Annotated in this window: 12 protein-coding genes; 2 read left to right on the top strand and 10 right to left on the bottom strand. The window is 60.1% G+C overall.

The genetic code is table 11. The features are described 5' to 3' along the window. Positions 1 to 160: 160 nt before the first annotated feature. From GH656_RS07980 to GH656_RS08010, 7 genes are all read right to left on the bottom strand, one after another. The gene (locus tag GH656_RS07980; protein WP_153075381.1) at positions 161 to 1147 is read right to left on the bottom strand and encodes a sugar ABC transporter substrate-binding protein; all 987 of its coding nucleotides are present in this window, start codon (positions 1145 to 1147) and stop codon (positions 161 to 163) included. A gap of 434 nt (positions 1148 to 1581) precedes the next feature. Continuing rightward, positions 1582 to 3522 (bottom strand): putative Ig domain-containing protein, encoded by a 1941-nt coding sequence (locus GH656_RS07985; RefSeq protein WP_174769715.1) that lies wholly within the window; start codon positions 3520 to 3522, stop codon positions 1582 to 1584. Positions 3523 to 3788: 266 nt separating this feature from the next. Beyond that, a complete protein-coding gene (locus GH656_RS07990; protein WP_153075383.1) occupies positions 3789 to 6338 on the bottom strand; it encodes an IPT/TIG domain-containing protein in 2550 nt (849 codons plus the stop codon). Positions 6339 to 6750: 412 nt separating this feature from the next. Then, positions 6751 to 7728 (bottom strand): magnesium/cobalt transporter CorA, encoded by a 978-nt coding sequence (gene corA / locus GH656_RS07995; protein WP_153075384.1) that lies wholly within the window; start codon positions 7726 to 7728, stop codon positions 6751 to 6753. A 295-nt stretch (positions 7729 to 8023) separates the two neighbouring features. Continuing rightward, positions 8024 to 8281 carry a hypothetical protein gene (locus tag GH656_RS08000; RefSeq protein ID WP_153075385.1) on the bottom strand — a complete coding sequence of 86 codons (258 nt, stop codon included), beginning with the start codon at positions 8279 to 8281 and terminating at the stop codon, positions 8024 to 8026. A gap of 4 nt (positions 8282 to 8285) precedes the next feature. Further along, positions 8286 to 8705 (bottom strand): putative toxin-antitoxin system toxin component, PIN family, encoded by a 420-nt coding sequence (locus tag GH656_RS08005; RefSeq protein ID WP_153075386.1) that lies wholly within the window; start codon positions 8703 to 8705, stop codon positions 8286 to 8288. Further along, entirely contained in the window at positions 8705 to 8944 is a 240-nt protein-coding gene (locus GH656_RS08010; RefSeq protein WP_153075387.1) for a ribbon-helix-helix domain-containing protein, read from the bottom strand. Before GH656_RS08010 ends, GH656_RS08005 begins: the two co-directional genes overlap by 1 nt. Before the next feature lie 845 nt (positions 8945 to 9789). Between GH656_RS08010 and cydX the strand changes: the two genes are divergently transcribed. After that, positions 9790 to 9942 (top strand): cytochrome bd-I oxidase subunit CydX, encoded by a 153-nt coding sequence (gene cydX / locus GH656_RS08015; protein ID WP_153075388.1) that lies wholly within the window; start codon positions 9790 to 9792, stop codon positions 9940 to 9942. Between the two features lie 98 nt (positions 9943 to 10040). Here the strand turns inward: cydX and GH656_RS08020 are convergent, their stop codons facing one another. The 3 genes from GH656_RS08020 to GH656_RS08030 all read right to left on the bottom strand — a co-directional run bounded on the left by GH656_RS08020 (position 10041) and on the right by GH656_RS08030 (position 12301). Beyond that, positions 10041 to 11138 (bottom strand): saccharopine dehydrogenase family protein, encoded by a 1098-nt coding sequence (locus GH656_RS08020; protein ID WP_153075389.1) that lies wholly within the window; start codon positions 11136 to 11138, stop codon positions 10041 to 10043. Positions 11139 to 11401: 263 nt separating this feature from the next. Then, entirely contained in the window at positions 11402 to 11668 is a 267-nt protein-coding gene (locus GH656_RS08025) for a nucleotidyltransferase family protein (RefSeq protein ID WP_153075390.1), read from the bottom strand. 168 nt (positions 11669 to 11836) lie between these two features. Then, positions 11837 to 12301, bottom strand: a complete 465-nt coding sequence (locus GH656_RS08030) for an Lrp/AsnC family transcriptional regulator (protein WP_153075391.1) — start codon at positions 12299 to 12301, stop codon at positions 11837 to 11839. 259 nt (positions 12302 to 12560) lie between these two features. Here GH656_RS08030 and GH656_RS08035 point away from each other — a divergent pair, with 259 nt between their 5' ends. Then, entirely contained in the window at positions 12561 to 13100 is a 540-nt protein-coding gene (locus GH656_RS08035) for a Spy/CpxP family protein refolding chaperone (protein WP_153075392.1), read from the top strand. Positions 13101 to 13128: the final 28 nt, after the last annotated feature.

A 13128-nucleotide genomic window follows, 5' to 3' on the forward strand; every position in this document is an offset into this window, starting at 1 on the left:
CCACGGCGGAACCACGACATAACACCGCGCATAACACGGCACATTCGCCGCACAGCATGCCGCCGATAGCACAACGGCAACCGCCGCGCGAGATTCAGTTGCCCCATCGCGCCATGAGCGTGATGGGACGTGGTTCAACGCTACAAAGCGTTGAACCACGTTATTTCGTCACCAGATCGACCGGCGTCTCGACCACGCCGGACAACTCCGACTGCTTCTTGTGGCCGCTCAGCGCCTTGAGTGCGGTGTCGATACCAAATACGGCCTGTTTGGCGGCGTACTGGTCTGCGGTGGCTAGCACCCGGCCGTCCTTGAGCATCGGATGGATCGCGTTGATGTTGTCGTAGCCGACCACATACACCTTGCCTTGCCGCCCTGCCGCGCGGACCGCCGACACCGCGCCCAGCGCCATGTTGTCGTTGCCCGCGAGCAACGCCTTGAGGTTCGGGTATTCGTTGAGCATCGCGGCTGCCACGGCATTGCCCTTGTCGATTTCCCACGCGCCCGACTGAACCGAGACGAGCTTCACGCCCGCTTGCTGCAGCGCTTCACGAAAGCCCGCCGTGCGCTGTTGCGCATTGGTGGTGGTAGACACGCCTTCGATGATGGCCGCCTCATCGCCTGGCTTGAGCTTTTGCACCAGATACTGGCCAATCTTCAGCGCGCCCTTGCGGTTGTCCGGGCCGACAAACGGCACGTTCAGGTTTTTCGACTTCAGCACCGCTGGATCAAGCCGGTTATCAATGTTCACGACGATGATTCCGGCATCCACCGCTTTCTTGACGACCGGCACCAGCGCTTTCGAATCCGCTGGGGCCAGCACGATCGCATCCGCTTTCGACACGATCATCTGCTCGACGATGCGGATCTGGTTCGCGGTATCGGTTTCATCCTTGATGCCGTTGGTAACCAGCTCGAACAGCTGCGGATTGTGCTTCTGGTAGTCCTTCGCGCCGTTTTCCATCGTGAGGAAAAATTCGTTAGCCAGCGATTTCATCACCAGGGCGACCCTGGGTTTCCTGGCTGGGGCGGCAGGCGTCGCGGCACTGGCTTGCGCATTGGCAGGCGACAGCGGTGCGGCAAGCGTGGCGACCATGGCAGCGACCGCCGCCAGCGTGCGGCGGCGAAAGCGAAGGCGTGAGTTCATAGGTGTCTCCAAAGATCAGGCTCTGGCCGAGCCTGTTTTTCTGGGTAATTTTGATATTTTCGCAAACGTTTGCGCGGGCTATTCTCCATGGCCGTGGTGCGCGCTGTCAACGTCCGCAACATGCTGCACTGCACTGATGCCGCTGGCCGCGGCCAGTCGCTCAAGCAGCCAGCGGCATCAGGCAAAGGGAATCAGGCAAAGGGAATCAGGCAAAGGGAATCAGGCAAAGGGAATCAGGCAAAGGGAATCAGGCAAAGGGAAGAAAAAACGCCCCACCGCAGTGGTGAGGCGCGATCAGAAGAATGCGCTTGACGCCTGGCATCAAGCATTAAGCCTGGGTGGGGGCTGAATGAACGGCTGAATAAGCGCTGAATGAAAGCCCCATAAGCGGCCCATAAGCACCCAACAAGCACACAACAAGCACCGGGCAAATATCAAGGGACGAAGATTTCGGCCAGATCGCCATTTGTTTCACCCGAAACCATCCGTCTGCCTGCTGCCAGCACCTGGCCGTTGGCTAGCAAGGTCATCGTGAAGTTGCTCCGCCCGATGCTCATCGGTCCCGCCGAGGTCCATTTACCGGTTTCGGGGTCATACAGCTCAGTAGCCGCGATTGAAACATCCCCCTCCTCCAGGCCACCGGCCACCAGCACCCGGCCATCGGCCAGGCGCAGCGCGCAATGTGTCTGATGCCCGGTGCTCATCGCGCCCGTCGAGCTCCACTTGCCGGTTTCAGGGTCATACAGCTCGGCCGAAGTCAACGAGCTAACGCCGCCGACCTCCTTGCCTCCAGCCACCAGCACCTGGCCATTCGCCAGCAAGGTGGCGGAATGCATGAGTCGGGTACTCGCTGGCTGCCCAGTAAGCTCCCAGCTATTGGTTCCTGGCAGATAAAGCTCCGTGAAGCTGCCGACCGAAGCCCCCTCCATGCCCCCTGTGACCAACACGGTCTGGTTAGGCAAAAGCGTCGCGGTATGGCCCAAATGCGCACTCTTCATGGTGCCGGCCAGCGTCCAGCTATCTAGAGCGGAGTCATATCGTTCCGCCACTGGAGTGGCTGGTGTGGGATACGGCAGGATGGATCCTCCAACGACGAGAATGTTTCCATCCGCTAGCGCCGTAGTGCTCTGAGCCAGCATGTGCGAGACGCTCATCAAACCGCTGCTGCGCGTCCAGATGCCGCTTGCGGGGTCATAGCGGTCAGCCTGCCGGCTAATCACATTCAGTGGCGCACCGCCGACCACCAGCACTGACCCCACGTGCGGCCCCGTTGTCAGCAGCACCGCTTGATGGAGATAACGCGGGGTGCTCGGCGGATTAAGCGTAGCGTTCCATGTGCCATGCGCGGGATCGTAAATCTCCGCCGTCTTGTAGATGCCACCCGACTCATTAGTTCCGGCCACCACGAGCACTTTCCCGTCGGCCATGAGCGTCGCGGAATGCAAGTTACGTGGCTGCCCCATCGGATTCGTTTTCGCCCAGGTGCCCGGTTTGACTACCTCCAGCGACACCGTGGTGTTCACCCTGCCCGCGGCATTGCTGCCCGTGACGAGATAGTCAGTCCGGCTCACGGTCTCAGCGGGTGTGCCGCTGATTTCGCCCGACTGGGTGTTCAGGCTCAAGCCGGCAGGCAAGGCGGGGGTGACCGTAAACCAGCGGATCGCACCGCCGCTTTGCTGCGCTGAGTTGGTCAGTTGCACCCGGCCCTCGCCGCCTAGCATCCAGCTTTGCGCATATGCCAGGCTCTGCGGCGGGGCGGGCAACGCAGCGGTAATGGCCAGCGCGGCGCTGGCCGTGCCCGCGCCGTTGCTGCCGCTCACCGTATAGGTGGCAGCGGCCGTGGCCACGCTCGGCGTGCCGCTGATGACGCCACTCGCGGCATCCAGCGTCAGCCCGGGCGGCAAATCAGGCGTGACACGCCATGCCGTGATCGCGCCGCCTTCGCTATGCGGCAAGTTCGGTGTGATCGCCACGCCCACTTCATACGACACCGGCCCAGCGCTATACGCCAGGTTCACCGGAGCCGTTTCATCGGACGTCACCGTGATCGACACCGCCGTCGTGGCCGTGCCCGCCAGATTGCTGCCGCTCACGGTGTAAATAGCCGTGGCGCTGGGCTGGGCTGGCGTGCCACTGATGACCCCGGTGATGGCGTCGAGTGTCAAGCCCGCGGGCAGTGCCGGGTTCACCGCATACCGGCTGATCGGCCCGCCGCTGCTAGCGGGGGTATTCGGCACGATCGGCTGGTTCGCGGCATAACTCGGGTTGAGCGTGGTGTAGTGCAAGCCAGCAGGCGCGGCCACGGTGCGCGTGCCGCTACCGCAAGCGGCCAGCAAAATGGCGCTGCTCAAGACAAGCAAAATCAAGCGGATCACGAACGTCCCCCTTAGGACAAAAAGCATTTTGGATGTTGAGTGCGAAGCGTGTCACTGCGTGTTACGCAGTCGCCTTAGCGGTTTTTCTTACTTATAGCTTTCGCAATCTGTAACCATCGGGCCTGTTTCGTTCCATTTGTGCTGGATTTGTTTCCTGCATGACGCCGTCTGGCTAACTCGCCAGGCCGTAAACGGCACGGCGGCTCCCAGGATCGCTCCGGGAGCCGCAACTCACCACGGCCATTGCAACGCACGACGTGGTTCAGTCAGAGCCTAACGTATTGCAGTGTCGTGTTCAGGCCGTCACTCAAACTGACGGTGAGGCCCGTCGTCTCTTGCTGGGTGGCCCGCAAGGCCAGTGCGAACTGCCCGCCCGTGCGGTTCAGCGCCAGCGGCACCCGGCCCGCTGGGGTGTTTTGCCACACGGTGATCCACGGCCAGCGCTGCGCATCCCAGACCAGACAAAGCTGGCCATCCACGATCTGATAGCTGCCCCACGCCGTTGCGGTGCCGGATACGGCGGCGGCCATCGCAGCGGTGGTAGCGCGGCTGCGCATGCTGCGCTGTGGCTGCGGGTGTGTCTCGCTCGTCAGCAACTTCGCCGCCCCACGGAACAGCCGGATCGCGCGGATGCCTTCGAGCACGGCAATCTTGGCTTCGAAGCTAAACGCATGAGCATCATCTGCGTCGGATGCTTCGGCCAGTTGCAGCGGATAACGGTGAATCCCTTGTGCGGAGGTGATTTCGAGCGTGATTTCCTGCTTACGGACAGATGCATTCGGTGCCAATGGAACCGTGTCCGGTGTGGCCACGAGCCGCAGCACCGGGGCCATCTTGACCTGGGAGCCCGCCCGGTTCACCCAGCCGTTGAGATAGAGCGCCTGCTGCGCGGTGTGGCTCGCGGTGCTGGTTGGGCTGGTTGCCTTGGCGGCTTTAGCGGTTTTAGCGGTTTTGCTTGCCTCTTGGGTGAGCTCTTTGTTTTCCTCTTTGCTTGCCTTGGCGGTTTTGACAACTTTGGCCACTTTGGCGCTCAGCGGCAGGTTTTTCTCAAGATAGGCATAGGCGCTGCTGAAGGTGTAGTCCGAGACGCTGGCCGGCCAGTCGTAACTCATGATGTCGTGCCACCTGGATGGGTCGTACAGCAGCCGGCCGCGCAGCAGATTAATTGCCCATGCGCCGCCGAGCAGGCTTTTACCGTCTTTCAGATAAGGAAACGACGGGTCCAGCCATGAATGCCTGCGGCCAAAGTTATGGCCAACCTCGTGCAACAGCACATCACGCAACGCCCCCTCCTCGCGGGCATACCAGCGATACGGCACGACCGCAGCGCGCCCCGGCGTCACGGCAATGCCATTACAGCTATCGCACGGGGTCACCCCCACGAAAAATTCGCTGTCTTGCGGTTGCGGCGCTGCGGCAATCCGGTAAGCCTTGGTGAGCATCAACCACTCTGGGCTGTTATCGGTAGCCAGCGTCTCCAGCACCGGCTCGACCACGAAATCGACCTCCGACAGCGGGTATAGGCCCAGGATATGGTTGCGCGCGATCTCGTAGTCGTAAGAGGTCGTCGGCCCGCCTGGCGCTGGCTTGTCGGGTGCCTGCAGCGGAATGAAGCGCACTTTGATATAGGTGGCGATCCCCAGCACGCCAGCGGGTGGGACGTAAGCAAAGCGGCTGACTTGCTCGGGAAAACTCTTTTCATTGGCTTCAAGCGAAAACGCAAAGCCTTTTTGCAGCCATTGCGCGGGGACTTCATAGGTGTAGCTGCGCGCGAGGTCATCTTCAGCCACCGCGCTCGCGTCCAGCACGTCCGGGCCGCTCATGACGAAGGTCTTGCTGCCCAGCGCATCGTTTTTCACCGTCAGGCGCACTTCTGGCTGAGACAGCTTGCCGTCCTTGTTCGGTGCCAGCCGCACCCGCACCAGCAGCGGCTTGAGCGAAACCAGCCGCAGATACGGGCTGGTGACCGGCTGGGTCAGCGAGTGAAGGTGGCTATGCGCGATCTGGACATCGTCGATGCTCAGCCTGAGCGCAGGCCCGGACACCTGCAGGATGCCCGCGGCAAATTTGCGGCCTTTCGCATCTTCAAGCACCACCGAGCCACTCGGGGCGTGATCCGGCACGGTGAACTCCAGCCAGCGGCCATCACTGGCCACACTCAACGGCACGCTTGAGGTGTCACCCATCAGCACACGTCTCGCCAGATTGAGATGCGCCCCCGTGACGCGGACTTTCTGAGCGCGGTAGGCACGAGTGAGCGTCAGCCCGTCCGGCTCGGGCACCGCTTCGAGCGTCACGGCCGAGGGCCATCTGTGGCTGACGCCGTCTTCGCGTTGCAACCTCAGCCTGTGGCTGATGTCTTCCCCGGCAGACTGCGACGGCAGGCTGAACATCAGTTTGGTATCCGACTGAAATACCACCGGCAGCTCGGTTTCGCCCCAGAAGAGCCGCATGTTTTTCGTGAATCCGCTGCCATGGATGACGGACAAGGTGCCAGGCGGGCCACTTTCTGGCTCAACCGAGAACACTTTGACGGGAGGAATTGCTGGCGTGGCCGTCATAACCGTAGTGGCCGTGGCAGCCGGTGACATGACCGCCTGCCCGGGTTGTAACGCGGAATGAAGCGGCTCCAGCACCAGCTCGGGCTGCTGGCCTCTGTCCGTGATGTCGGCGGGTGTGATTCCGGCCAGATCTGTTGCGCCACTGTCGATGCCTGCGCCACCACCGCCACCGCAAGCGCTCAGCATGACCAGCAGCGTAGCGGCGAGCAGCGCCTGTCTGAGCCACTGACCAGGCTTTGCCTGAAGTCCTTTCATGAAGATAATCACCACCATTAATGCTTAAACAAAATCATTGCCAAATAATTTAAATCCAGGCGGCAAATTAATGAGGCTGATATCTGAAAAATATCAAGCAGCATCTGACCCTGCCGCCACCGCGTATTTTTCAGACATGAAAAATAAAAATGGCTCGTTTCATGGCATGCCAGACGACCGTCGTCGCGCCAAATTCAATTATTTGCGGCTGGATAGCAGGTACAGCGCAGGCGCTGGCCCCCGCTGGTGCTGGCTGAATGGCGGAGAGCAAGGGTGGATGGTTAGATCAGTGCACGCGGGTCCTGGCTGAGCAGGACCCGGTGTTTTTGAGAAATTACTCAAAAGCCGTTAATTTTAGCGAAATTAATTTGCCTGAAATAAAAGCGAAAAAATTATTAATGGCATGGCAGATTCAAAGCCAGCCCGCGCGGCGAAAACGCCACCATAAAATCAGGTCAACACCCAGCATGACCGCGAGGCAAACCGGGTAACCATATTTAAAGTTCAGCTCCGGGATGTGCTGAAAATTCATGCCATAAATACCCGCGATCATCGTTGGCACGGCAAACAGTGCAGCGAAAGAGCCCAGCCGCTTGGTCACCTCGCTCTCCGCCAGCGAGATCATCCCCAGATTGACCTGAACCGCAGTCACGATCATTTCCCGGCGGCCGTCGATCGTTTTGACGATGCGCTCAAGGTGGTCGTAAACATCGCGGAAGTACGCGGGCATACCGGCGCAGATTTGTGGCACACGCCCGCCCGTCAGCTTGCCAATCGCTTCGAGCAGCGGGTTCACGTGATGCTGCAGCAGCACGAGACGGCGTTTTAACGAATACAGGTCTTCGATGATCGCGCGTGAGGCCGACAGGTTCTGCCGGTCGAAAATGCGGTCTTCGAGTTCTTCGATTTCTGCGCCAAGCGCCTCAAGAAGCGGGAAATACCGGTCGACGATATGGTCGGCCAGTGCATACAGCACAAACGCTGAACCGTGCTTGAGCAGCTCCGGCTCGCGCTCACAACGCGCACGCACCTCCTGAAACCCCTGGCGCGTGCCGTTGCGCACTGTGAGCACGTAGTTCGGCCCAACAAACACATCGACCTCGCCAATCACCAGTTCGCCCTCGTCATCCATCTCGACCGTATGCAGCACGGCAAACAGCGAGTCGCCATATTCTTCGAGCTTGGGCCGCTGGTGGCCATTGCGCACGTCTTCGACCGCCAGTTCATGCAGGCCGAATTCATGCTGCATCACGGCCAGCTCACCAGGGCCAGGATCTTTCAGCGCGACCCAGACAAAGCATTCTGGTTTGGCGACATACACGCTGATGTCGTCGATTTCAATGTCAGCGAGTTTCCGGCCATCCTGGTAGGCCGCGCAATTGATAAGCATTCTGGAGAACCTTGAGGTCTAAACGGGGATGCCACGGCGTCATGCGTGGGCTGCCGCGTGCACAGGCCTGGTGGAGCGCAATGGCCAAAGGCAATGCAGGACGCCAGGCGGCTAAGCGAAAAATGGACAGCCGCCATGGTAATGGCTTCGTTCTTGCGACACGTGCGAATTTGTGACTGGCTAGTTTTTGTATGCGTTCGTGTATGCGCTTTTTGCGCTTTTTTTCTCTTCTCGCCTTACGCGCGACCAACGGCTCGCAACGTCTGAGAGCGATCTTTCAATCTGGTTGCCACGCCTAACGCGCGACCCGCTGCAAGAGCACGCGATGGCCGCGATTGAAGCTCACCGCTGCGAGGTTGGTATAACGCGCGTCGGCACTCACCCCGAATGGCAACTCGCGCACCGGATCAAACTGTGTCGAGACTCCCAGCCGATGCACGCCGGGGTTCAGATAGAACACAACCTGCTCGCCATTCATCAGGTTCGCGGCCAGCGTGCCGTCCACGTACAACTGGACTCCACGAAACTGCACGGGCAGAAAGCTGACAGGCATGGCGTTACAGCGACTCGGCGCAGAAGGTAGCCGGCGTGACAATACGCGTGCGGCCTATGCTGCCGCGTTGCAACAGCCCGGCGCGGCGGTCGCCTGTTACCAGGTAGTCGGCCTCGCCGGCCAGGGCCATCGCCAGCAGGAAGGTGTCGTTCGGATCGTTTGCCTCGATGTTTTCCGGCAGAGCTGGCAGCGCATCCAGCACGATGGCGCGCTGCATGTTGTTGACCATCGTGCCGATGCGGTGTGCAGGCAGGATGACCTTGAGCTTCGGGTAGCGGCTCGCACGCCGCAGTTCGTCGAGTTGCGTCATCGATGTCACCAGCTCGAAACGCGCCGCGCGCCAGGCGCAATAGATGACGTCGGGGGGGGCGTGTGGAGAGATCAGTGCGCCGAGCAACACGTTGGTGTCCAGGATAACGCGCATCAGTGCTCACGCACCCACTGCACCGCCTCGTCGATGAGGTCGTTCAGATCGGCCTCGCCCATACTAGACGCAGCGGTCTTGGCCTGATCGACGGCGCGCTCCAGAAGATAGGCTCGCACGGCTTCCTCGATGAAGCGCGACAGGTCGCCCTTGCGGCCGCCACCTTGCGCGGCGATGAACATGCGGACGGACTGATCCACGTCCGGCGACACGGCGATGTTCCAGCGCACGGTATTCATGATGCCCTCCAAATCAGTGTTTGAGTACATAGGTGTTTATACACCTGGCAGACAGTCCCTGCAACAGTTCGATAAAACGACCGTTAGCTCGGGCACGTGGCCCGGTAGGCGGCCAATCGCCACTGCTTCTCAGAGCGCGATGCGAGCATGGAAGGAACCGGCCGCCACTGGCGATGCTAGCGGTTTAAGTCGATTGGCTGTTCCGTTGCTCCCCGGCCCCTTCCACGCAACACACGGTGCAGGGAAGCATAGGCGCTACCCTTGCCTGACCCCAAGCGGGGTGATCTCTGGTTTGGGGTGTGGAGCAGCGGTTTGAGAAGTGGCGCTGGAGGCATGGGCCTGGAGACAGCGTGAGACATCGGCCCTGCTTGATGGGCTGGCGCGGCGTAAACCGTGGTTCACCGCTTGGGGCACGGAAATGGAGCGAGCGCATGGTCTGCGGCACAGGGCATAAAGCACAAGTTTCACGCCAAATGCCCGGGCTTGATTCATGCCTCTGACATACCTTGCAGCGCAGCCCGTCACGCCGCGTGCTTCGCCCCTTGCGTGGCTCACGCTTCCTGGTCATGATCGCGGCAGACAGGCGGCGGCATCCGGCACTATTTGATGCGACTGAGTGATGCGGCGAGTGAGGCAACTAAAGATGACGCTGAGGTGCCCTGGTAGCACCCGCCTTCCACCTGCCGTTGCTGCTGCTGTTCTCTGTCCGCCCAACTTGTTGTTTGCTCAACCTGCTTCAATCCGCTGTTTGCTCAACCGTATCTGCCAGATCATTCGCTGTGCTTCGACTCACCGCCCCGGGCTCCTGCTCGCTGGGAGGAACTTACATTCAAGGAGACTGTGCAATGTGGTATTTCACGTGGATTCTCGGTATTGGCGTGGCGCTCGGCTTCGGCATCATCAATGTGATGTGGCTTGAAGCGCGCGAGACCTTCAAGAGCCCCGATGCAGCAGCAACGTCGACATCAACAGCATCAGCGAAAACCAAAGCTCCTTAGCCTCTTAGCCCCTTCAGCCACGCGGCTGAATACCACCCGCTCCTCTCGCTTTGAGCACCATCCATCAGGTGCTCAAAGCCTCCACCGCCAGAAGCGCATTAAACGATAGCGGTTGCATCCAGCGGATGGCCTTCATACAACCGCCCAAAGCGGTTCGCCAGAAACGCTGCCAGCGGCACTTGCTCTTGCCGCACAAAGCCACGTTGCGGCAGTTTCTTCTCACGGAACAAATCCAGCACCGCGCACATCGCCCCAGCCGTGGTGATCTGGATCGCGCTCATCGGCATACCGCAGATGGTTTTGGCCAGCACCTTGCGGGTGAACACCTCCTCGATCAAACGCCCGTCACGCACCCCCGTCACGGTGATGAAGATCAGCACGACGTCTTGCTCGGTTGACGGTATCGCGCGGCGCAGAATCGTTTTCAGCATGTCGCGCTCCGTGCCCAGCCGCAGCTCTTCGAGCAAAAAGCGCATCAGGTCGCGGTGCCCTGGATAGCGCACCGATTTGTAATCGAGTGTCTCAACCCGGCCGGCCAGCGTTTCGCATAAGGTGCCAAGCCCGCCTGAGGTATTGAACGCCTCGTATTCCGCGCCCTCAAGAGAGAAATGCTCCAGCCCTTCAAGCGGCTGCAGCCATTGCGTCTGGCCCTGGCGAATAGCTTCGCAGGGCTGACAATATTCGTTGATTAACCCGTCGATGCTCCACGTCAGGTTGTATTTCAGTGAATTGGTGGGGAATTGCGGCAGCGCGCCAACCCGCATTCTGACCTCACGAATTTCGCTAAAGCGCTGCGCCAGCTCATGCGCGGCCAGGCCGATAAAGCCTGGTGCCAGGCCGCACTGCGGCATGAACACGCACGGCGCGTCTTGCGCCATGGTGCGGATCGCCTGCGTCGCGCGCACGTCCTCAGTCAGATCGAAGTAATGCACCCCCGCGCCCTTCGCCGCCGTTGCGACATTCACCGCGAGGTAATACGGCAGCGCATTCACCAGCGCATCGAAGCCTTGCAGCGCCGCACGCAGCGTATTCGCATCGGCGGAATCGACCCGCTGGGTTGGAATGCCCTGCTGCGCTAGCAGATCAAGCGCGGGCTGATCCCGGTCGAACGCAGTGACTTCGTAGTCACCGGTTTCGCGCAGCATGTGGGCAATGGTTTGGCCGATCAAGCCAGCACCGGCGATGGCGATTTTCATGTGCGTCTCCTGGTTTTTTTGATGGTTATTGCTCTGGCGTGAGCTTGAGTGGGCTTGACGGGTACAAGCAGGCACACCGGATAGCCAGAGTTTAGGGAGAAGAAGACACAAAACCTAGTAGCAGAATGCTGCGTTTTGACGAGTGATTTCGCCATTCAGACTAAATTTTACGTCGATTCGTCGAAAATGAAGCTGAACACAGCGATTGCAGCCGGCCGGATGTGGCCGGATGTGGCCGAGCTAATCGGACAGTCGCTTCTCATTCATACCGGTTGCGCCTCCGCAAGCACCTTGGCCCGGAACTTTGGCAGCAGGTCGCCGGGGGGCAGCAAATCGACGTGAACGCCGAGCAGAGATTCCAGATCATCTTGCAGACCACCTAAGTCCAATAACGTCGCACCGGGTAACGTATCGGCCAATAAATCGAGGTCGCTTCCGTCCCGGCCGGTGCCATGCAGCACCGAACCGAAGACGCGCGGGTTCGCCGTGCGAAAACGGTTCACCGCTTCACGCACGGCACTTCGCTTCATATCAAACGCAACGGACGGCTCGCATGAGCCTCCTTTCTGATCAAAACTCGGTGCAGTGAATAACGTTTCAAGAACTATGTTCGAGAATCGTCACGTCTCGAACAGGTGGACTGGGCGGAGAAATTTCGTATAGCTACGGATACCGGATAGATCAAGCTGGATAGCCTCTTACCCCTCCGCCATACCGCGATCAATCTTGCGTGCAAGGATCACCGAAGTCGTGGTGCGCTCTACTCCGTTCAGGTTGCCAATCTGGTCGAGCAGATCATTCAGGCGCTCAGGTGAGCTGGCGCGCAGCCACGCGACGTAATCGAACTCGCCGCTCACCGCACACAGCAACTGCACTTCCGGCATTTTGCCGAGGCGCTTTTGCACCTCCGCGCCGAATTTCGGCGCAATGATCAGGCCGACATACGCGTAAATGCTGGCATCGAGCACATCCTGTCCAAGCCGCACGCTATACCCCGCGATGACGTTGCTGCGCTCCAGCCGTGCGATCCGGGCAATCACGGTGGTACGCGCCACGCCCAGCTGGCGCGCCAGCTCCGCCACGCTTTCGCGGGCGTTAGCCTGCAGCAGGGCCACCAGGTTGCGGTCAAGGTCATCTAGTTGATCCAGGCGCGGAGGTCTCATAAGAAACGGCAAGAAGAGGGAAACAGGTTTAAAGAAAGCTGCCGCTGCTGTTCCACTTCAGCCAGATGGCCTGACAGCAACGGCGAGCGGGTTGTAAGGCATTGTTGCGAAGGGCTCACGGCACGTGCAGATCGTGATACTAATAGCGCCCACGGCAAAACGGCCCGCCTGACGCAAAGCATGCGCTGCAGCGCAAAGCGGCACCCACCCGGGGCGGGTATCGGTATCGCCCTGATTTCAATCGGCATCAGGAGTTTCCATGAAAAAAACCCTCGTTGTTCTCGCTTCCGCGCTCTCGATGAGCAGCGTTTTCGCTCAGGCTTCAGCACCGGTCGCCGCCGCCAGCACCCCCGCTGCGACGCTGACAGCCGCTTCAGCCGCTTCAGCACCGGCCAAGGCCGCAACCGAACCTCGCCGGGTTCATGTAGAAAAACGCATTACCTACCTGCACAACCAGCTCAAGATCACGCCCGAGCAGGAAAAACAATGGGGCGAATTCGCTGATGTCATGCGTGCCAACAGCACCACCATGAGCGCGCTCTACCAGCACCTCAAAGGCAACGCCCTGACGTCGGCGCTCGACAACATGAAGGAATACGCCGCGCTCACGCGAGCCAATGCGGACGGCACGCAAAAACTGGTGGAGGCATTTGAGCCGTTGTATGCCAACTTGTCGCCGGAGCAAAAAAAGCTCGCTGACAAAACTTTCCGCCAGAGTGCAACGATGCATCACGGCAAGCATTCGGCCAGCAAGAAAGCCGCACCAGCCAGCCAGGACGAAGCCACACCGAAGCCATAACGCGGTAGCCGCGCTGGTGCTTCGCTCA

Origin of the sequence: Paraburkholderia bonniea, assembly GCF_009455625.1 — a bacterium.
Taxonomy (GTDB): Bacteria; Pseudomonadota; Gammaproteobacteria; order Burkholderiales; family Burkholderiaceae; genus Paraburkholderia; species Paraburkholderia bonniea.

Excerpts from the sequence above, each read along its gene's own strand:
- GH656_RS07980 (WP_153075381.1), bottom strand. The coding sequence starts at position 1,147 with ATGAACTCACGCCTTCGCTTTCGCCGCCGCACGCTGGCGGCGGTCGCT.
- GH656_RS07990 (WP_153075383.1), bottom strand. The coding sequence starts at position 6,338 with ATGAAAGGACTTCAGGCAAAGCCTGGTCAGTGGCTCAGACAGGCGCTG.
- corA (WP_153075384.1), bottom strand. The coding sequence starts at position 7,728 with ATGCTTATCAATTGCGCGGCCTACCAGGATGGCCGGAAACTCGCTGAC.
- GH656_RS08000 (WP_153075385.1), bottom strand. The coding sequence starts at position 8,281 with ATGCCTGTCAGCTTTCTGCCCGTGCAGTTTCGTGGAGTCCAGTTGTAC.
- GH656_RS08005 (WP_153075386.1), bottom strand. The coding sequence starts at position 8,705 with ATGCGCGTTATCCTGGACACCAACGTGTTGCTCGGCGCACTGATCTCT.
- GH656_RS08010 (WP_153075387.1), bottom strand. The coding sequence starts at position 8,944 with ATGAATACCGTGCGCTGGAACATCGCCGTGTCGCCGGACGTGGATCAG.
- cydX (WP_153075388.1), top strand. The coding sequence starts at position 9,790 with ATGTGGTATTTCACGTGGATTCTCGGTATTGGCGTGGCGCTCGGCTTC.
- GH656_RS08020 (WP_153075389.1), bottom strand. The coding sequence starts at position 11,138 with ATGAAAATCGCCATCGCCGGTGCTGGCTTGATCGGCCAAACCATTGCC.
- GH656_RS08025 (WP_153075390.1), bottom strand. The coding sequence starts at position 11,668 with ATGAAGCGAAGTGCCGTGCGTGAAGCGGTGAACCGTTTTCGCACGGCG.
- GH656_RS08030 (WP_153075391.1), bottom strand. The coding sequence starts at position 12,301 with ATGAGACCTCCGCGCCTGGATCAACTAGATGACCTTGACCGCAACCTG.
- GH656_RS08035 (WP_153075392.1), top strand. The coding sequence starts at position 12,561 with ATGAAAAAAACCCTCGTTGTTCTCGCTTCCGCGCTCTCGATGAGCAGC.